Below are 20,573 nucleotides of genomic sequence, written 5' to 3'. Positions count from 1 at the left end.
AGTCTCATGCATCAAGCACGTTAAAAATGGTACGCGATGCGTACCCTACTTCCCAAAATCAAAATTTTTATAGAAGAAAAGCCCTACCTGCTTTTCATTTTACACTCGGCGGCCTTGCCTCCGGCGCCCACAAATCATCCAAATGCAAAGTCACTTCTTCAAACGGCACTGCTCGCACGGCGTCGTCGTCTTTCCAGGTGCCTTCGAGCAACCAATGGCCGTCGGATAAACTGTACACTTCCAACGTGCGGATATCGGGGTCGAGCAGCCAGAGCCAGTTGACCTGTTGTGCGGCGTAAAGCGGCATTTTGACCGCGCGGTCGGTGCGTGCGGTGCCGGGCGACAGCACTTCGCAGACCCAGTCGGGGGCGAGGCTGAAATAGGCCTCGTCGGGCAGCGTCGGCATGCGCTCCCGCCGCCAGCCGGCCAGGTCGGGAACCAGAATATGCGGGCCCAAATGCAGTTCCGGCTCGAATAAAATCCACCAGCCGCCGGGACCGCCCCGTCCGTATTGAAACGGATCGCCGAACTTCATGCCAAGGCCGGAACTCGCCAAAGCATGTTTGGGCGCCGGCCGGGGTTGCGTGATCAGTTGGCCGTGGATAATTTCGCCGATCACATGGTCGGGCAAAGCGAAGAGGTCTTCGTAGGTCGCGAAACGCTGTGCGGGCTGGTTCATGGGCTGCCTCGTATTTCGATCGGTAGCGATGACGGTATCTTAACGCGTTCGCATCGCTCAAGGTAGCCCGGCGGATCAACTCCTTTTCGGCTGCGGCATCGGTCGACCGTTGATTCGGCTAATGGCGCCGGTTAGCCTCAACCGCTTACCTAAAATGATTCAGCCAGCCGAGGCTTGCGGAAGTCTCTCCAATCGGTTTGTATTCTGCCCCGACCCAGCCTTCATAACCGGAGCGGTCGATCGCCGAAAATAGCGCCGCCCAATCGGCGGTTCCGGTGCCGGGCTGTCCGCGTCCGGGACAATCGGCGAACTGGATATGGCCGATACGCTCGGCATGCTCTGCGACAAAATCGATCGGTTTTTCGCCCATCCTGAGCATATGGTAAATGTCGTATTGCAGGAATATATCCCTTCGTTTCAGTGCGTCCTGAACCGCCAGCATCTTCGCGCCGGTATCGACGATGAAACCCGGCATGTCGAGGCTGTTGATCGCCTCGAACACGGTCTTGACGCCTAAAGGCGAGAGCGCATCGGCGGCCAGGCAAAGATTGTGTTTGAAGGTGCTCAGATAGTCGGCGTAGCGCGCCGGATCGAGGCAGCGTCCGGGCAGCACATTGATGGCGGCAGGCCGCAGCACCTTCGCATAGTCGACGGCCAGCGCGAGACCTTCCCGGAACTGCTGCTGTTTTTCCGGCACGCAGGCGAGCCCTTCGCCCCCCTGTAGCAGATCATCGGCCGGTACATTGAACAGGACCAGCCGCAGATCGAGTTCGCTCAATTTTCGCCGAATCGCCTCCGCGTCGAGCTCATACGGGAACTGAATCTCGACCGCGTTAAAACCGTGTTCGCGCGCGGCCTCGAAACGGTCGATCAACTCGACCTCGGTGAACAGCATGCTGAGATTCGCAGTAAAACGCGGCATCAGTCCTTCCGGTAAAGTTTGATCAAGGTGGCCGGGTCCTGCTCCAGAAAGCCTCGGCTGCCGTGCAGTTGCATCAACTGCGCGGCGAGGCCCGACATCGGCAGCGAATTCCCCATTTGTCTGGCCAGCTCGGTTGCCATCTGCAAATCCTTCAACAGGGTCTTGACCCGCCATTTGACCGGCTCGAAAAGTTCGAGCGCCATTTCGGGGCCTGCGATCTGCAGCGGCTTCGAGTCGGCGAAGCCGCCGGCCAGCGCTTCCGGGATTCTTTCCGCGTCGACGCCGGCGGCTTTGGCCAGCGCGATCATTTCGGCGATCACCAGCATGTTGCAGCTGACGATCATCTGATTGCAGATTTTGGTGGTCTGGCCGCTGCCGACCGGGCCCATGTGGGTCAGTTGTTTGTACAACGGTTTCAGCACCCGGCGGGCGATGTCGATAGGGTCGGGATGGCCGCCCGCCATGATCGCGAGCGTGCCTTGCTCGGCGCCGCTAACGCCGCCCGAGACCGGCGCATCGACCCAGCCCATGCCGCAGTTTTCGTGCAGCAGTGCCGCAAATTCGCGGGTCTTGTTCGGATCGATGCTGGACAGGTCGATCAGCAGTTTGTCCGGCGCGCCGTGATCGAGGATGCCGTGATGCAGCGCCCATTCGACCGCCTGGGTGTCGGACAGACAGGTGATCACCACATCGGAGGCGCGCACCAGTTCGGGGATGCTCGCGCAGGCTTCTGCGCCGGCTGCGATGACCGGCGCCAGTTTGTCCGGGCTGCGGTTCCAGACGTTGACCCGAAAGCCGTGCTGCAAAAGTCGCAGCGTCAGCGGCTTGCCCATCAGGCCGATGCCGATGAAGCCGAGGGTGGGGTTGGGTTTTGACATGATCGTATTCAGGAGGGTTGGGGTGAAAGCAGTGAAGGCCGGGCTCAAGGCCGCAACGCCTCTTCGAGTTTAAACCGTTTCCCTGGCTAACGCTTCCAGCAGCGTTTGCTGTTGGGCGGTGAATTCAAATGCGCATTGCTGAAGCTGAAACCAGTAACGGCTGATCGCCTGATAATTGCTGTTGACTAGGCACTGTTCGAGGTTATGTGCCTGCTTCCGGATGTTTTCGAGACCGCAAAAACTCAGCGAGCCGTGCAGCTTATGGGTGATTTGGCGGGCGAGATCGTATTGTTGCTGATTCAGCGCATTCTGGATGCCGTCCAGTTGCACGGGCAATTCCGCAAATAACTGTGAGAAAATCGTTAGCGCCAGCTGCCGGTCGTTGCGGGTCTTGGTCAAAATCATCTGGAGGTAATCCGGGTCTTCGTCGTGCATGTCTCGTATTTTTTGCTAAACGGGGGCTGCGCCCTACATTGAAACCTATTTTATGGGTATTATGTCCGCTTTCAAAGTTTACCGTGTCGAGTCGCTAATGCATCCCGTCGAATCCGCCCAGGCTGTCCCGGCCGAATTGCAAGAAATTCATGCCGCCAATCTGCAAAAAATGACCGAAAGGCTGGCCGAGCTGAACCTTGCGCTGCCGAATTCGCCCGCGCTTGCGGAGTCTTTGCCGAGAGTCTGGTGCAGCAGCGCGTTTGTCGCCGAGCAATGCGGCAAGAGTCCGGACCTGCTGATCGATCTGATCGACTCCGGCGATTTGACGCGCGTGTATCAGGAGACTGTTTATTCGGACCGGCTGAATGCGCTGGCCGTCGATTCCGAAAGCGCCCTGATGTTCGCGCTACGGAAGTTCCGCCGCCGCGAGATGGTCCGCATCGCCTGGCGCGATCTGGCCGGCTGGTCCGACCTTCAGGAAACGCTGATGGATTTGTCGCAGCTCGCGGATGCCTGCATCCGCTTTGCGCTCGATTTTCTCTACCGGCAGGCGACCGAAAAGCGTGGGACGCCGGTATTCAGGGACGGCCGCCCGATGCAGATCATCGTGCTCGGCATGGGCAAGCTCGGTGCCTATGAACTGAATTATTCGTCCGACATCGATCTGATCTTCGCGTTTCCGGAGGAGGGCGTGCTGCAGGACCGCAAGGAGACCACTTACAGCGAGTTTTTCACCCGCCTCTGCCAGAGCCTGGTCCGGGTGCTCGACGACATCACGGTCGACGGCTTCGTGTTCCGCACCGACATCCGGCTGCGCCCCTACGGCGACAGCGGGGCGGTGATCATGACCTTCGACGGCATGGAAAACTACTATCTGACTCAGGCCAGGGAATGGGAGCGCTATGCGATGATCAAGGCGCGCCAGGTCGCCGGCGACTTCGAAGCCGGCAAGCCACTGATGGCGATGCTGCAAGCCTTCGTGTATCGGCGCTATCTCGATTACGGCGCCTTCGAGGAACTGCGCTCGCTGAAACGGCAGATCACCCAGGAATTGAAGCGCAAGGACCGGATGGAAAACGTCAAGCTCGGCCCCGGCGGCATCCGCGAGATCGAATTCATCGGCCAGGCCTTTCAGCTGATTCGGGGCGGCAAGGAAAAGTCGCTGCAAGTGCGCGGGATCATGGACGTGTTGAAACGCCTCGGCGAATTGAACCTCTTGACCGCCGAGGACGCCGAGCAATTGCAGCGGTCCTATCGCTTCCTGCGCATCGTCGAAAATCACATCCAGCAATATCAGGATAAACAGACGCACGATCTGCCGGTCTCTTTCGAGGCGCGGGTCGCGTTGGCTTTTTCGCTCGGCTTTGCCGGCTGGGACGACTTCAAGCGGGAGTTGGACCGGGTCAGGGGCGCCGTGCATGAGGTGTTCGGCCAGGTCTTTTCACTGGGCAAACAGGAGAGTCCGCAGGAAGCCGGCCGGCTGGCATGGAGCGGCGACAGCGATGACGCCGAATGGCTTAAGGCCTACGGTTTTGCCGATGTCGAGGCGACGCTCGAAAACCTCGCGGCATTCAAGGATTCGGCGCCGGTGCGGCGGCTGACCGCGAAGGGCGCCGCCGTGCTGGACCGCCTGATGCCGCAAGTGTTCGAGGCGATGCGGGAATTCGAGCAGCCCGACGAGGTTTTCAGGCGCGTGCTGGATATTTTTACCGCGGTCGCCGGCAGGACGGTTTACCTGACCTTGCTGTCCGAAAATCCGCAGGCCTTATCGCTGTTGCTGCGGCTGGCCGCGGCCAGCCCTTGGATTTGCCGCTATCTGGCGCAATACCCGGTGGTGTTCGATGAACTGATCGATGCCCGCTCGCTGTTCGCGCCGCTGAACAAAAAGGATCTTGCCGCGCAACTGGAGTGGCTGTTGCATGCGGCCGATGCCGAGGACCTGGAGCAGGTGATGATTCGGCTGCGCCAGTTCAAACAGCAGCAGGTGCTGAAAGTCGTGGCGGCCGACTTGATGGGCGCGATCCCTTTGATGGTGGTCAGCGATTATCTGACCTATATCGCCGAAAGCATCGTCGAAAAAACCGTCGAACGCGCCTGGCTGGCGCTGGTGCAAAAGCACGGCACTCCGCCCGGCTGCGACAGCAGCGGGCAGAGCGGTTTTGCGGTGATCGGCCTCGGCAAGTTCGGCGGCATCGAACTCGGCTACGGCTCCGATCTCGATCTGGTGTTCATCTACGACTGCGCCGACGACAATGCCTTGACCTTAGGCGACAAGCCGATTTCAACGGCCCAGTTTTACGGCCGGCTCGGCCTTAGGGTCCGGCACATCCTAGACACCAAAATGCTGTCCGGCGTGCTCTACGAAGTCGATATGCGCCTGCGTCCGAACGGCGACTCGGGGCTCTTGGTTTGCCATATCAAGGGTTATGAAGCGTATCAAAAAAATCAGGCCTGGACCTGGGAGCATCAGGCGCTGGTCCGGGGCCGCTTCATCGCCGGCGACCCGAAATTGAAAGCGAAATACGAAGCCGTCCGCCACCTGATCCTGAGCCTCCCGAGAGACGCCGAGGCGTTGAAAAAAGAAGTCCGCGACATGCGCGAAAAGATGCGCGCCACGCTGGTCGAGAAGGAAAGCGGCAAGTTCGACCTGAAGCAAGGCAAGGGCGGCATCGCCGACATCGAATTCATCGTGCAGTACGGCGTACTGAGCCAGGCGGCAAAGTATCCGGCATTGACGACTTATACCGACAATGTCAGGCAGTTGGACGGGCTGGCCGAAGCCGGTTTTCTTTCCAAAGAAAACGCGGAAACCCTGAAAGCCGCTTATTGCGCCTATCGCGATTATGGGCATAAGCTGGTGCTGCAGGATGACCGCGCGGTGATTGATACAGCCGAAGTGGCTGCGCTGAGCGCAAAGGTCGGGGAGTTGTGGGATAAGATCATGGAGGCCTAGCAAAAAGTCGATCTAATTGAACAGTGTCATATGACACAATCGATTTGCAGCGAAGGGCTTATCTTCCTTGCCGGTGTCTGAAATGCATAGTGCACTGCTCGCATGCCCTTCTACAGGCTTTAAGCGAGAGAAGAAAGTGGCGGCCGGTTAACAATTAAACTATGTTATTTAACTCGATATTTTTAGGTTATATCGCGCACTTCTTCGGCTGACTGCTTAACAGGTCTGTTGTATTTCTTAAAGTGGATCCGCTTTTACGGGTAAACAAGGCGATTAAATTCAGTCAAAATGCCTATTTCTTTTTTTTGTAATCCTGAAATTAATTTAAATATCAATAGGTTGATAAAGAGTCGGGGTGGTGACCGGTTGGGGGTTAGCGTTTAATGTTGAGGGATGCCGCGGGGAATGATTTTCGTCTGTGAAAGCTGGCATGAATCCTGCTTAAAGTAATCGGTCAGCCTATTCTGACAGCGATGGGGAGATTTGCTCCATGCGGGTCAGTCAGGCTCGCTTTTTTACGAGCATTGATTCAAAAAATAAAAACCAAGGAAAAAAGCTAAATGTCGAAGACCAACAACTTTAAAAAACTGACTCTTTGCACACTCGTGGCGATGGCTTGCGGCGGCGGACAAATGGCAAATGCCCACACCGGCGTCAAGGATTCCGTCAACGAAGGCAAGTCCATTTATACCGCGTTTACCATTACCCATGGTTGTCAGGATACTCCGGAAGCCAATCAGGAGGCGCAACTGGCGCTTTTGCCCGTGAAGGCGCAAAGTGTGGTTTTCCCGAATGGCACTGGTTCCCAGGCTTTCAAAATCGATCCTGTCACCAAGGCTGAGACTCCGATTGACCTGGCCGACTATATTTCAGGCGCCGATGGCGGCGTGGTAACGCTGGCGCCCGGTATGGTCCAGGACAAGAACGTGTTCAAGAAACAGACGGAAGTGCCGGTCGGCGATGCCAATGTACGCGGCATACAGTTTACGTCCGGCAATCTGGATACGACCGCGGTCGGCCTGATTCCTTTCCGCGCAACGGCGCCTAGTTTTACGGCGACGATTCCCGATGGGGCGGGAACGGCTCCAAATTGCGCGAAAAGCCTGAAAATACGCATCGGCATTGCTAACTATTGCAAGAAAACCCAAAACGAAAAGCAAGACAATCGCGCCGATATCTGGATCGGGCATTTGACCACCAAATTCAATGATCCTGGCGTGATGCCTCATGACTGGGAAACCAGCCCATTCTGGCCGACTCTGACGGTAAACCGCACCAGCGCACTTGATCCAAGTTGCGGTGCAGGTTTCGATATCGCGGTGCAGCCGTCCGATTCGGAGATCGATACCTATCTGCCAATCAAAGGATATTGGCCAAAATAACGCCCTTTCACAATTGGAGCTGCTCGTGGCCGCCCGGGTTATGTCAGTATGCTCTTTGCAATATTGGTGATGAACATTATCATCCCATCGCCAAATATTCGCATCACGCAGGGAGAGTGCACTTGTCTCCCTGCTTTTTTGCGCGCGCAGGATTATGAAAAAAACAAAGGGTTAAGATAAAATGCGCATCAATGGCGTAGGTTACGCGGTTTATGCGGTGATAGATGCCCACAAATGGGCAAGCTGTGTCAGCTTTGTGTGCAAGTTGAAAATTGCGGCATTTATCCAAATTGATGAGGTAGATCGTAGTTGGCATGGGTAAGTATGACAAAACAAACTTTTAAATACCTGGGCATTCCGGCATTTATGCTGGTTGCCGCCGGTTTTGCACCGGCTGCGTCGGCTCATACGCAGACAGGATCCCTGGGGGCGGCTGCCGGAACCATCGATTTTTATCTGGTCACTTGTACTACCGGCGATAGCGCCGGAGCCCGACTTGAAGTCAGCGTGATCAATCAAAGTGCGTCGTCTCCTTTGTTGAGCGTGCAGATACAGAAAGACGATTTGGCGATAAACAGCACCGATACGGCGGGCGGTAACGCCCAATATAGCCCAACCGTGCCGCTGACCGGCGGTGACGGCGTTTACTATCTCACTATCGACAAATCCGGCGCCGGCAGCATCAATTATTCGCTCGAATATCACTGCAAGACCGGAGGCGGTCTTCATACCGGCGATGACACGAGCATCGTGCGATTGCAAGACGAAGGCATCCAATTACCGCCTCCAACTGATCCCGGCACTGATCCAGACCCGAATCCCGAACCCAACCCGCCGCAGAGTTTGCCGCCAACCGATGTGAAGGATCAGGCTGTCGAGTCAAAAACGCACTATACCGGCTTGGCGATTACGCATGGTTGCCAGGACGACGAACAAAAATGGCGATTATTTCCGGTAAGAGTCGTGAGCGCGGTATTCCCCAATGATGTCGGTGCCTTGGCATATAAAGTTGATCCCGACACCGGCACCGAAACTTCGGTTAATCTGGCCGACCATATAGAGGGCGCCATTGGAGGACTTCCGACGCTGGCGCCGGAGATGGTTCAGGACAAGAGCGTCTTTAAAAAACAGAAAGAGGTCGTGGGCGAAAACGACAAGGTTCGAGCCTTGCAGTTTTACCTGGGGAAATTGGATGTTGCGGCGGAGGCGGTCCTGCCTTTTCGGGTATCGGCGCCGAAGTTTTTAGCCGATTCATGCGCCAAAAGTCTGAGGGTGCGTATTGCAGTCGGCAATTGGTGCGAGCACAGTAAAGCCGATCCTAATCGCGCCGATATATGGATGGGCCAGAAAACTTCGCTTTTTAACGATTCCACCGTCATGCCGGGTGATGGTTACTGGCCTACCTTGGTTATCAACCGGAATCTTGTCGCCAACCCGTTGGCCAACGGTTGCGGGAACGGATTCGATCTCGCCGTTCAGCCGTCAAAAGCGGATATCGACCGCTTTCTCCCGGTCAAAGGCTATTGGCCGGCTAACCGATGATGGACAGGTTGAGCCTTGCAAAGTATAGATGGCAGATTTGATCGGTTTCGATCAGCGAGCAAGATGGGCATCACTATGAAAAAAATCTCGTTAAAAATAGCCGCGGCGTTATTGGGGGCCGCATTCGGGAACCTTTCTGCCGCAAATGCAGCTACCCAGGACCAGTCCCTTGGCGGCGGCTCTGGCTTGGTCGACCGCTATCGGGTCACCTGTTCGACCGCTAACGGCGCCGATACCGCCCAGCTGGCGACGCGGGTAAAAAACAATACCCCTTCGTCCCCCTCGCTCAGCGTCCAGGCCTATAAAGGTTCAGTGGCGACGAACAGCACCGATGCCGTTAGCGGAGATGCAGTCTTCAGTCCGTTGAGCTATGTGGCTCGCGGCAACGGCGTCTACTTTATAGCCGTCGACAAAGCCGGAGCCGGAGCGGTGGCCTATACGCTGTATTATCAATGTGAAACCACTCAAGGTGTCGCTACCGGTACGGCGATCAGTATTCGCCAGGATCAATAGGTCTCGGTGCGAACATTTTGAAACGATGACCGACTGACACTTTCCACTCAAAATAGAATAAAAAATGAAGCAATTAGGGTTTGTTCTGCTCTTTATTTTGCTGGCCTCCGCGCCGGTTCAAACGCTCAACGCGATAGAGTCGGGTGGCGCGGCGCCCGACTGCACGTTGACGGGCGTTGGCGATAGCTCGACCTACGATACCAAGCAGTTCCTGGGCAAAGTCGTTTACGTCGATTTCTGGGCCTCATGGTGCGGTCCTTGCGCGAAATCCTTCCCGTTTTTAAATCAATTACACACTGAGTTGAAGGATAAAGGCTTACAGATCGTTGGCGTCAATCTGGACGAAAATGCCGAAGACGCGAAGGCGTTTTTGGGCAAGTATCCGGCGAATTTTACCGTGGCCGCGGATGCAGGCGAACAGTGCGCCAGAAAATTTGATGTCAAGGCGATGCCTTCGTCTTATCTGGTAGACCGCAACGGCATCGTGCGCCATGTTCATCTCGGGTTTCGGCCGGGAGAAGCCGAGGACGTTCGTAAATTGGTGGAGCAATTGCTGGCGGAAGCGCCGCAGAGCCGCTGACAGCGCGCTATTACTATAGGCCAAGAGGGGTGAGGATCTTTGCATGCTGAATACAAGAAAAGCGCTGTTGGCGTTTTTGCCATTTTTGACTGTCGGTCTGTCTGGCTGCGTCGAGGTCGCGCCCTGGGAGCGGGGCAATCTGGCCAAACCGCACATGGCGCTGGAGCCTTATCCGATGCAGAGTGCATTGCGCGCGCATAACTATGGCAGCCGCGAGGCGGCGGCTGGCGGCAACGCAGCAGAGGGAGGCGGCTGTGGCTGTTATTAAATCCAATTCAAATTCCAACACTTCCGGAAAGCCGTCCAATGCCTCATTGCAGGCGCTCACGGCAGCCGCGCTGGCTTTGCCTGGCTTGATGCTGCCGCCCGCTCAGGCGGCGGACGATGAATTTGGCGTTCAGTATGGCCACTATCAGGAAGGCGGACGCAATCTCTTCGGTGTCGAGAGCAAGTTTAGCCCTATCGAGGTCGATACCTTGCAGGGCAGTGGCAATATCAAAATAACGGATCGGGTCAAATTTAATTTCAATTACACACAGGATACCTGGTCGGGTGCGACGCCCATCTCCACCGCGCCGCTGGAACTGCGCGGCAATCGCACGGCTACGCCGAATACTGTTACCGGCGCCACACCGATCATCAACGGTGATTTATATTTTGACTCGGCGTTCAATCCTCTGAGGACGGACGGCTTCGGAAATTTAACCGGGGGCGTTAACAGGCAGCTGGTGCATACGATGTCATCTGCGTCGCCGGAAACGCGCAAGCAGGGTGATTTCAAACTGGGCTACGAGTGGGATGAAGCGGCGGTTGACATCGGCGGCGGCGTTTCGCTCGAAAATGATTATGAATCCCGTTTCGTCAATATGGGCGGACGTATGGATTTCAACCAGAAACTGACGACGTTAACCGGGGGGTTGAGTTATACCTCCAGTGATACCAAAGCCCTGCTCGATCACGATGCACTGCCCTATATCGACACCAACGCCTACGCGGCTCAGATAACCGTAGATCAGGCTGGCGGAAAAACACTGCATGGCGAACGCCAGGACTGGGCCGGCCATCTTGGCCTGACGCAGGTGCTGAACAAGAATGCACTGATCGAAACCGGGGTCGGCTATACCTTTAGCACCGGCTATATGGAAAATCCCTATAAGGTTGTCCAAGTTGCGTTTATTGATCCGAATCAGCAGTTTTTGGCGCCGGCAGACGGTTATTTTGCGAATGTACAAGCGCTGCTCGAACAGCGCCCGAATGAACGGAATCAGGTGACCGGCAATGTGCGTTATGTTCAGCATATCGATGCCTTTGATGCGGCGCTGCATTTCAACTACCGCTATTACCACGACGATTGGGATATCAACGCGCATACCTTCGAGGCCGATTGGGGGCAGCCGCTGGGCCAGGGCTGGTCGGTGACGCCCAGAATCCGTTACTACTCGCAGGATGCGGCCGATTTCTACATTCCTTACCTGATCTCCAAGCAGGCTTATGCCAGCGGCGATTTCAACCGCAGCAAGTTGCCTGCGAATTTTTCCAGCGACCATCGCTTGTCCGGCTACGGGGCGTTGAGCGGAGGAGTCACCGTCAGCAAGCAATTTACAAAAGGAGTGAATCTTGATGTCGGCTTTGAATATTACACCCATGCCGGCGCACTGAAGCTGGGCGGTGGCGGCGAAGGCGATTATACCGATTTCGATTATTTCATGGCCAATGCGGCATTGAAAGTGAATCTTGCCGCATTGTCTTCGGCGGTTGGCGGCGCAGCCCATAACGGGCACCATCACCACCATTACGGCGCCCATGCGCCGGCCGGCGTCATGTTCGATCATATGATGGACAAGCAGGGCGATATCATGGTCGGCTACCGCTACATGTACGGCAATCAGGCCGGCGACACGTTGCACGGTACCCATGCAGTCAGCGATCAAAGCATCGTCAACAACGGTTGTCCTGGCACCGAAGGCTGCGGGTCAACGCCGCTCGAGATGAGCATGCATATGCATATGGTCGATCTGATGTATGCGCCGACCGATTGGCTGACGTTGATGCTGATGCCGCAATTCATGGATATGGACATGAAACTGCGCGAGCTGGCCGGCGCGCCCGCAGAGAGCGAGGAACATCACCATGGCAGCGGACATGCAACGGGCGGCGTCGGCGATACCGGTATGTATGCGTTGGTAAAGTTGTTTGACATGCCGGGGCATCATTTTCACATGAGCCTGGGTTTCAGCGCGCCTACCGGCGACGTCGGCATCATGCTAAGACCAGCCCATCATGAAGACCCCGGTTTCATCCATTACGGCATGCAACTGGGCAGCGGCACCTGGGATTTCAAGCCGAGCATCACCTATACCGGCGAACTGGATAAATGGTCATGGGGCGCTCAGGTCAGCGGCACCAAGCGCCTTGAAAGCCAGAACAAATCCGGATATGCCTTGGGCGATATTTTCCAGACGACTGCCTGGGGCAGTTACAGTCTGCTAAACTGGCTGTCCGCATCGGTACGCGGCATTTATACGGTACAGGGTACGGTCAGAGGAGAATTCAACGGCCCGCATGCGGACCATGGGCCGATGGATTTCCCGTCGAATTATGGCGGCAGATTCTGGGATGTCGGTTTTGGTCTCAATGCCTTTGTTCCAAGCGGCGATTTGGCGGGCAACCGGTTGAGTTTCGAGTGGATACAGCCGGTAGAGGACGATGTCAACGGGTATCAGCTTGAGCGCGAGGGGGCCTTGGCGGCAAGCTGGAGCTACGCATTTTAAGATGAGATAGAGGGGCGACTTCTCACCAAGCTGCGCGAAACATCAACAAAGAGGATTTCCTCATTCTGAAAACTCCTAAGATTTACCGGCGCGTTTTCAAGGCGATGGGTACGCTTTGCGAGATTCAGCTTTTCGCGAAGACAGGCGAAGCCGCCCAGCGCGTTGCCGAGGCCGCGATTGCCGATGTGGCGCGTCTGGAAGCGCGCTATTCGCGCTATCGCAGCGACAGTTTTCTCTCCGAAATCAATCGCGTCGCGGCGGCGGGCGGCCGCATCGCTGTGGACGACGAAACCGCCGGCCTGCTGAATTATGCCGCAACCTGCCATGAACAGAGCGGCGGACTCTTCGATATTACCTCCGGAATTCTGCGGCGCGCCTGGCGCTTCGACAGCGGTGTCTTGCCGGATCAAGGCCTGATCGACGAACTGCTCGTGAAGGTCGGTTGGGATAAAGTCGTCTGGAAGCCTCCGGTTCTCGAATTTCCGTTTCCCGGCGTCGAGATCGATTTCGGCGGCGTGGTGAAGGAATACGCCGCCGACCGCGCCGCCGGCCTGTGCTGGGCGGGGGGAATCCGGCACGGCATGATCAATCTCGGCGGCGATATCAAAGTGCTGGGCCCGCGTGCGGACGGCAGCCCCTGGCGGATCGGCGTTCGCCATCCGCGAGAGAAGGATGCGCTCTTGCAGACAGTGGAATTGTCGAATGGAGCAATGGCCAGCAGCGGCGATTACGAGCGCTGTCTGACCATCGAGGGCGTGCGCTACGGCCATATCTTGAATCCGCGTACCGGCTGGCCGGTCAGGCATCTGGCGTCGGTCAGCGTGATCGCCGATTTCTGCGTGGTGGCCGGCAGCGCCTCGACCATTGCGATGCTGAAAGAGGAAGAGGGACCGGTCTGGCTGGAGGCGCTCGCCTTGCCGCATCTTTGGGTCGATGTGAGCGGCGGGATCGGGGGAACCCTGCTGGAAATGCCGAGATAATGGCTCTTCTCGAAACAGCTTGTGGGAGCGACGCCTACGTCGCGACTTGACGCTAATTGCGAAGAGGCTAATCGCGACGTAGGCGTCGCTCCCACGGTTGAGTCTGTGGCGGGTTTGATAGTTGCCAAATCCGCAATCGTAAAAGGAATCCGAAATGTCGAACAACGTTTTTAACACGATCGAACGCAGCGGTCTCTACCTGACCGTGTTTCTGACCGGCGCTTCGGTGATGGTGATCGAGCTTTTGGGCACCCGGATGATCGCGCCGTTTTACGGCGCGAGCCTGTATGTCTGGTCTTCGCTGATCTCGGTCACGATGATGGCGCTGGCGATCGGTTATTTTATCGGCGGGCATTGGGCCGACCGGGCCAAGCGCGCCGGTTTGTCGCTGATCATCGCGCTGGCGGCGGTCCTGACCTTGCTGATTCCCTGGCTGACTCGGCCGGTGCTGCTGGCGACCGATCCCTTGGGGCTTCGCCTCGGCGCGCTGGCCAGCGCATTGGTGCTGTTTTTCCCGAGTCTGACGATGCTGGGGATGGTCGGGCCGTTCGCGATCAAGCTCGCGACCTCGCGCCTGGACGGCGTAGGTTCCAGCGTGGGTTCTATCTATGCGGTCAGCACGCTCGGCAGCGTCGCGGGCACGCTGTTTCTCGGCTTCTATCTGTTTCCGCTTTTGGGTTCGCGCGAAATCTTCATCGGCACCGGCGTGTTTCTGTTGCTGCTGTCGGTGTTGATTGCGATATTCGAACAAAAACGGCTGGCGATGAATTCGGCGATCGTTTCCAGCGTGTTCTTATTGGTGGTCGGCCTGGGTTTGTTGCCCAAAATCGTCGATGCCGGCCATTTGCCGCAGGGCGGCGATAAATTCAAAATCCTGTCCGAACGGGAGAGCCTATACGGCTGGGTGCGCGTAATCGACCAGCCGGCGCGCAATTTGCGCATGCTGACCTCCGATGCCTCGATGATCGGCGCGGCCGGCATCAGCGACGGCGGCAACCGGCTCAGCTATCAGGACATCGTCGGCCTGATTCCGGCGCTTCGGCCCGGCATGAAGCGGGCGTTGATCGTCGGTCTCGGCGCCGGCAAAATGGTCGAAGTGCTGCACGACCGCTATAACATCGAGACCGATACGTTGGAGATCGATCCTGCGGTCGCGGCAGCGGCGAGCCGTTATTTCGGTTTCAATCCGGCCGGGAAAAACATCATCGGCGATGCGCGCTATGAGATCCGCCACCTGAAGGGCCCTTACGATCTGATCATCCACGACTGTTTCACCGGCGGTTCGGAGCCTTCGCATCTGTTGACGGTCGAGACTTTGCAGCAACTGAAGGGACTGTTGTCCGAGCGGGGCATCCTGGCGGTCAACTTTGTCAGTTTTGCGGAAGGACAGGATAATCTGGCGCTGCCTGCGGTCGCCAAAACGGTCGATCGGGTGTTCCCGCATCAATCCCTGTTCATCTCGGAGCCGGGCAAGGATTTCAACGATTTCATCTTTCTGGCATCCGAGGAGCCGATCGATTTTGAGTCCAAATCGCTGTTCGCGGATCAGATCGACTGGCTCAGAGAGCGGAAATTTCAGGTCGATAAAACCCGCGGCGTGCTGCTGACCGACAATCTGAATCCGCTCGAACATCTGCAAGTCAAAAAATCCGAACACTACCGCAGCGTGTTGGTGGATTGGTTCGGGGCCGATTTGCTGGTGCGGTGAATGCGGGCAGACTCCTTTCTTGATGTCAAAAAACGCGCTGCGTCAACCTTTTACCGAATCCCGGTATGGTCGGCGCCGAGTTTATAGTACAATTCTTCCCTTACACCGGGGCGCGTAAATACAACTACCGGCGGCGTGCGCTTTTACGAGTCGGCGGCGGTCAGTGCCGCACGGATGTCTCCGGCGGACGAGTTTCATATTTATACATTCATTAAGCACACTTTGGAGTATCGGAAATGACGATGGACGATAGAGACGGCACTATCTGGCTGGACGGAAAATGGGTTGACTGGCGCGATGCGAAAACTCACGTCCTGACCCACACGCTGCATTACGGCGGCGGCGTTTTCGAAGGCCTCAGAGCCTATCACGCAGAAAAAGGCCCGGCGATCTTCAAGATGAAGGAGCATACCGACCGCCTGTTCCGTTCCGCGCACATCATGAACATGCCGATGCCGTTCAGCAAGGACGAAATCAACGAGGCGCAGCGCGGTTCGATCTCCAAGAACAATCTCGATAGCGCCTACATCCGCACGATGTGTTTCTACGGCTCCGAAGGCATGGGGCTCAGGGCCGACAATCTGAAGGTGCACGTGATGGTGGCGGCCTGGACCTGGGGCGCCTATCTCGGCGCCGACAACATGGAAAAAGGCATCCGGATCCGGACCTCGTCCTATACCCGCAATCATGTGAACAGCACGATGTTGAAGGCGAAGGCGAACGGCAACTATATCAATTCGATCCTGGCCTTGCAGGAAGCGAAGGCGAACGGTTATGACGAGGCGCTGCTGCTCGATCATGAAGGCTTCTGCGCCGAAGGCAGCGGCGAGAATCTGTTCATCGTCCGTGACGGCAAACTCTATACGCCGGAGACGACTTCCGCGCTGGAAGGCATTACCCGCGACACGATCATGACGATCGCGGCCGAGCAGGGGCTCGAAGTGATCGTCAAACGGATCAGCCGCGACGAAGTGTATATCGCCGACGAGGCGTTCTTTACCGGTTCGGCCGCCGAGGTGACCCCGATTCGCGAGCACGACGGCCGCACGATCGGCAGCGGCAGCCGCGGCCCGATCACCGAGAAACTGCAAGCGCTGTATTTCGATTATGTCCACGGACGCAGGGACGACCATGCCGAATGGTTGACCTATGTCGCGAAATAAATTTGCAGCCTGAACCTTTGAGCAAGATACTGGTCGTCGGCCCGTCCTGGGTCGGCGACATGGTGATGGCGCAGAGCCTTTTTATCGCGTTGAAAGCAGGCGACCCAGACTGCCAAATCGACGTGCTGGCGCCGGGCTGGACCTTTCCGCTACTGGAAAAGATGCCGGAAGTGACCCGATCGATTGCGATGCCCCTCTCGCACGGCCAGTTCGGTCTGGCTGAACGGATCAAACTGGGCAGGCAACTCCGTAGCGAGGCCTATACCCGCGCCATCGTACTGCCCAATTCCTGGAAATCCGCGCTCGTGCCTTTTTTTGCGAGCATCCCTGTTCGCACCGGCTATATCGGCGAATGCCGCTGGGGCCTCTTGAACGATGCAAGAAGGCTCGACAAACAAAAATTGACGATGACCGTGCAGCGCTTCGTCGCCCTGGCGTCGCCGAAAAACGCGGAGCAGCCTCCCGCCTATCCGATTCCAACCCTTCCGATCGATCCTGCGCAGCAGGCGGCGGTCACCGAAACCTTTCAAATCCAAGCCGGCGGCAACATCCTGGCCTTGTGTCCCGGCGCCGAATACGGCCCGGCCAAACGCTGGCCGAGCGGGCATTTCGCCGAACTGGCTCGGCGGAAGTTAGCCGAAGGCTGGCAGGTCTGGCTGTTCGGTTCGGAGAAGGACAGGGCGGTAACCGGGGACATCAATCAAAAGGCGGGCGGATCGTGCGTCGATTTTGCCGGCCGCACGCAGCTCGATCAGGCGCTCGATCTGTTGTCGCTGGCCACCGCGGTGGTCAGCAACGATTCCGGGCTGATGCATATGGCGGCCGCGCTCGATAAGCCATTGATCGCGATTTACGGCTCGTCAGACCCCGGCTTTACGCCGCCTTTGCATGCCAAGGCTCAGATCGTGTCGCTGCATCTGAACTGCGCGCCCTGCTTCAGGCGTGTCTGCCTTTTGTATCCGGAGGATCATCCGGACCATGCGCACTGCCTGACCGGCATCAGTCCTGAACGTATTTTAGCGTTGCTGGCCGGGTAATCCAGCGTGCGGATCGCGATCGTCAAACTTTCCGCGCTCGGCGACATCGTGCATGCGATGGTGGCGCTGCAATTCATCAAGGCGCAGCTCCCCGAGAGCCGGATCGACTGGATCGTCGAAGAGCGCTTTGCGGGTGTGCTGGCGCACAATCCCGATCTGAACGCGATACTGACCGTCAATCTAAAAGTTCTCAAGACCGACAAGTCGCGCTTTTTCGCGGAGCTTAGAAAAATCCGCGCGTTTGCGGATCGCCACTACGATTGGGTCATCGATGCGCAAGGCCTGATCAAGTCGGCGGTCGTGGCCCGCTTGATAGGCCAAAAGGTCGCCGGTTTCGATGCCGCCTCGATACGCGAAAAAGCTGCCTCCTGGTTTTATCATCAGAAAGTCCACTGCGCCTATGATGCGAATACGATAGACCGCAATGCGACGGTGCTGTCGCAGCCCTTGGGGTTTGAAATCAGCCGCGAGCAAATCCTGCATAAAAAGCCCTTCCTGTTTTATCGGAACGCATCGCCGAACCTCGACGATTATCTGCGGCAAGACCGAAAGAACATCGTGCTGGTGACCGGGTCAACCTGGGAAAGCCGGAACTACCCGGCTGAAGGCTATGTCAAAATTGCCGAGGCGTTAAAACAAAACTGCCTGGCCGTTTGGGCTAGTGATGAGGAAAAAGTGCGCGCCGAATGGATGGCGGCGCAGAGCGGCTATGTCAAAGCCTTGCCGAAGCTGGATTTGAACAGCCTGAAAGCGTTGATAGCTCGCGTTGATTTGCTGATCGGCAACGACACCGGGCCGACCCACATGGCCTGGGCGCTGAACAGGCCGTCGATCACGATCTTTGGCCCGACTCCGGTCAGCCGGGTCTACCAAACCGACATCAATCAAGTCGTCAAGTCTGTCTCAACGGTGAATCCTTACAAACTAAACAAAAACGATTTTTCGATCCGCGAGATTGATGCAAACCTGATCATCGAGAAGGCGTCTAGGCTAATCGGGTAGCAAGAAGGCTGCGGGGATTTATTTAAGCGACTCCCCGACTGTGAACACGGCGCGCCGAAGCGGATCAGGATGCAATTCTTTCGGCGATGCGTTATGCTAATTATAATGTGACCAGGGCGGCAAGCGTTTTGCATATTTCTCGCGTCACGCCGTACAGTTTGATCGATAAATATAATTTGCGTTTTGTCTCCAGCCAGGGCAAATCCTCTCAGGATCGAGAGTAATCGGCGACATCATTAATATTTTAATTCTACTGTCACTCCCAGGTCGTAAAATTGTCATTTTTGCCGGCTCATCACCGTTGAGGGATTCAATATGGAAATCGTAATGGAAAAGGCTGCGAAACCTTATCAATCCTTTCTGAACATTCTGCTCGATAAAAACAAGCTGTCCGCCAACGAATTGAAAAAGGTCGAGCGGATGCAGAAGTCTTCCGTCGCGGAAGGGTTGCCGCATTTGCTGGTCAAGCTGGGTTTGTGTTCCGAGCTCGATGTGGCCGATGCGTTTGTCGAGGCGGGGCATTTCGAGAAGACCGTGTCCGGCGAGTATCCGCTGGAGTCGCCATTGCCCGACAGCGTGTCGCTCAGGTTTCTGAAGAACTATCATGTGATCGGGATGGCTAGCCGCGACGAAGAAATCGAGGTCACGATGATGGACCCGGAAGATCAATTCGTGATCGATGCGTTGCAACTGGCGACCGGCAAAAGGGTTTTCACGAAGGTGGGCCTATTGTCCGAAATCGATGCGGCGCTGGAGATGCAATATGGCGAAGGGCGCTCGCAAATGGATAGGATCGTCGATGATCTGACCGTCGATGAGGTCGGCGAGGAAGATCTGGAGCATTTGAAGGATCTGGCCAGCGAGGCGCCGGTGATCAAGATGGTGAATCTGATCATGCAGCGCGCGATCGAGACGAAGGCGTCGGATATTCACATCGAGCCGTTCGAGCATACCTTGAAGGTGCGGCTGCGCATCGACGGCGTGTTGCAGGACATCAATTCGCCGCCGGTCAAGTCGACCGCGGCGGTGATCTCACGGATCAAGATCATGGCGAAGCTCAACATCGCCGAACGCCGGCTGCCGCAGGACGGCCGCATCAAGGTGCAGATGCTCGGCAAGGAGCTCGATCTGCGGGTGTCGACGATTCCGACGATGTACGGCGAAAGCGTGGTGATCCGTTTGCTGGACAAGGAAAACATGGTGTTCGATTTCGCGGCGCTCGGTTTTTCGGGGCGGCATTCCGAGCAATTCCTCGAAGTGTTGGCGCAGCCGCACGGCATCATCCTGATTACCGGTCCGACCGGTAGCGGTAAATCGACCTCGCTGTATGCGGCGTTGAAGATGCTGAATACCTCCGAACGCAAGATCATCACGGTCGAGGATCCGGTCGAGTATCAATTGGAAGGCGTCAATCAGATTCAGGCCAAGCCGCAGATCGGCCTGACCTTCGCGGCGGCACTGCGGTCGATCGTCCGGCAGGATCCGGACGTGATCATGATCGGCGAAATGCGCGACCTGGAGACCGCCAAGATCGCGGTGCAGTCCGCATTGACAGGTCACTTGGTGCTGTCGACACTGCATACGAATGATGCGGCGGGCGGCGTCACGCGCCTTCTGGACATGGGGCTGGAAGAGTATCTGTTGAGTTCGACCGTGAACGGCATCCTGGCGCAGCGTCTGGTCAGAAAACTGTGTCCGCACTGTAAAGAGGGCCATCCGGCGCCGCCCGAGCTGGTCACGGAATTGAATCTTCGTCGTTATCAGCCGGAAGGCGACATCACGCTATTCAAAGCGGTCGGCTGCGCCTCCTGCGGCGGCGTGGGTTACCGCGGACGGTTGGCGATCATCGAGTTTTTGCGGATGACCGATCCGCTGCGCAAATTGATCATGGCGCACGAAGAAGCGGGCGAGATCCAGAAATTGGCCATAGAAGAGGGCATGCGGACGATGTACGAAGACGGCCTGGACAAGGTTGTGCAGGGCGTCACGACCCTCGAAGAAGTGTTACGCGTCACGACGGAAACCTGA

General features: G+C 56.9%; 18 protein-coding genes. 14 read left to right on the top strand and 4 right to left on the bottom strand.

Annotated features, from left to right (window positions below):
* Positions 1-94 precede the first annotated feature (94 nt).
* From ACEPPP_RS09630 to ACEPPP_RS09615, 4 genes are all read right to left on the bottom strand, one after another.
* Entirely contained in the window at positions 95-679 is a 585-nt protein-coding gene (locus tag ACEPPP_RS09630; RefSeq protein ID WP_374086173.1) for a Uma2 family endonuclease, read from the bottom strand.
* 145 nt (positions 680-824) lie between these two features.
* Positions 825-1,601 (bottom strand): hydroxypyruvate isomerase family protein, encoded by a 777-nt coding sequence (locus ACEPPP_RS09625; RefSeq protein WP_374086171.1) that lies wholly within the window; start codon positions 1,599-1,601, stop codon positions 825-827.
* The gene (locus tag ACEPPP_RS09620; RefSeq protein ID WP_374086169.1) at positions 1,601-2,479 is read right to left on the bottom strand and encodes an NAD(P)-dependent oxidoreductase; all 879 of its coding nucleotides are present in this window, start codon (positions 2,477-2,479) and stop codon (positions 1,601-1,603) included. Before ACEPPP_RS09620 ends, ACEPPP_RS09625 begins: the two co-directional genes overlap by 1 nt.
* A 69-nt stretch (positions 2,480-2,548) precedes the next feature.
* A complete protein-coding gene (locus tag ACEPPP_RS09615) occupies positions 2,549-2,914 on the bottom strand; it encodes an Hpt domain-containing protein (RefSeq protein WP_374086167.1) in 366 nt (121 codons plus the stop codon).
* Between the two features lie 97 nt (positions 2,915-3,011).
* Between ACEPPP_RS09615 and glnE the strand changes: the two genes are divergently transcribed.
* From glnE to gspE, 14 genes are all read left to right on the top strand, one after another.
* The gene (glnE, locus tag ACEPPP_RS09610; RefSeq protein ID WP_374090915.1) at positions 3,012-5,867 is read left to right on the top strand and encodes a bifunctional [glutamate--ammonia ligase]-adenylyl-L-tyrosine phosphorylase/[glutamate--ammonia-ligase] adenylyltransferase; all 2,856 of its coding nucleotides are present in this window, start codon (positions 3,012-3,014) and stop codon (positions 5,865-5,867) included.
* Between the two features lie 560 nt (positions 5,868-6,427).
* Positions 6,428-7,249 carry a hypothetical protein gene (locus tag ACEPPP_RS09605; RefSeq protein ID WP_374086165.1) on the top strand — a complete coding sequence of 274 codons (822 nt, stop codon included), beginning with the start codon at positions 6,428-6,430 and terminating at the stop codon, positions 7,247-7,249.
* 324 nt (positions 7,250-7,573) lie between these two features.
* Positions 7,574-8,791, top strand: coding sequence for a hypothetical protein (locus ACEPPP_RS09600; RefSeq protein WP_374086164.1), 1,218 nt, complete (start codon positions 7,574-7,576; stop codon positions 8,789-8,791).
* A 75-nt stretch (positions 8,792-8,866) separates the two neighbouring features.
* Positions 8,867-9,304 carry a hypothetical protein gene (locus ACEPPP_RS09595; protein WP_374086162.1) on the top strand — a complete coding sequence of 146 codons (438 nt, stop codon included), beginning with the start codon at positions 8,867-8,869 and terminating at the stop codon, positions 9,302-9,304.
* Positions 9,305-9,368: 64 nt separating this feature from the next.
* A complete protein-coding gene (locus ACEPPP_RS09590; RefSeq protein ID WP_374086160.1) occupies positions 9,369-9,884 on the top strand; it encodes a TlpA family protein disulfide reductase in 516 nt (171 codons plus the stop codon).
* A gap of 43 nt (positions 9,885-9,927) precedes the next feature.
* Entirely contained in the window at positions 9,928-10,152 is a 225-nt protein-coding gene (locus ACEPPP_RS09585) for a DUF4266 domain-containing protein (RefSeq protein ID WP_374086158.1), read from the top strand.
* Complete coding sequence (locus tag ACEPPP_RS09580; protein WP_374086157.1) at positions 10,139-12,655, top strand: DUF3570 domain-containing protein; 2,517 nt, start codon at positions 10,139-10,141, stop codon at positions 12,653-12,655. The genes ACEPPP_RS09585 and ACEPPP_RS09580 overlap by 14 nt, the downstream gene beginning before the upstream one ends.
* Positions 12,656-12,759: 104 nt before the next feature.
* Entirely contained in the window at positions 12,760-13,635 is an 876-nt protein-coding gene (locus ACEPPP_RS09575) for an FAD:protein FMN transferase (protein ID WP_374086155.1), read from the top strand.
* 154 nt (positions 13,636-13,789) lie between these two features.
* On the top strand, positions 13,790-15,343 hold the full coding sequence (locus ACEPPP_RS09570) for a fused MFS/spermidine synthase (RefSeq protein WP_374086150.1): 1,554 nt from the start codon (positions 13,790-13,792) through the stop codon (positions 15,341-15,343).
* Positions 15,344-15,579: 236 nt separating this feature from the next.
* Positions 15,580-16,506, top strand: coding sequence for a branched-chain amino acid transaminase (locus tag ACEPPP_RS09565; protein ID WP_374086149.1), 927 nt, complete (start codon positions 15,580-15,582; stop codon positions 16,504-16,506).
* Positions 16,507-16,565: 59 nt separating this feature from the next.
* Entirely contained in the window at positions 16,566-17,543 is a 978-nt protein-coding gene (gene waaF / locus ACEPPP_RS09560) for a lipopolysaccharide heptosyltransferase II (protein WP_374090914.1), read from the top strand.
* 6 nt (positions 17,544-17,549) lie between these two features.
* Entirely contained in the window at positions 17,550-18,545 is a 996-nt protein-coding gene (waaC, locus tag ACEPPP_RS09555; RefSeq protein WP_374086147.1) for a lipopolysaccharide heptosyltransferase I, read from the top strand.
* 86 nt (positions 18,546-18,631) lie between these two features.
* On the top strand, positions 18,632-18,769 hold the full coding sequence (locus ACEPPP_RS09550) for a hypothetical protein (RefSeq protein ID WP_374086145.1): 138 nt from the start codon (positions 18,632-18,634) through the stop codon (positions 18,767-18,769).
* 103 nt (positions 18,770-18,872) lie between these two features.
* On the top strand, positions 18,873-20,573 hold the full coding sequence (gene gspE, locus ACEPPP_RS09545) for a type II secretion system ATPase GspE (protein WP_374086143.1): 1,701 nt from the start codon (positions 18,873-18,875) through the stop codon (positions 20,571-20,573).

It is taken from the genome of Methylomicrobium lacus, from assembly GCF_041897535.1.
Classification (GTDB): domain Bacteria; phylum Pseudomonadota; class Gammaproteobacteria; order Methylococcales; family Methylomonadaceae; genus Methylomicrobium; species Methylomicrobium lacus_A.
This window is presented reverse-complemented; position numbering and strand designations above follow the sequence as displayed.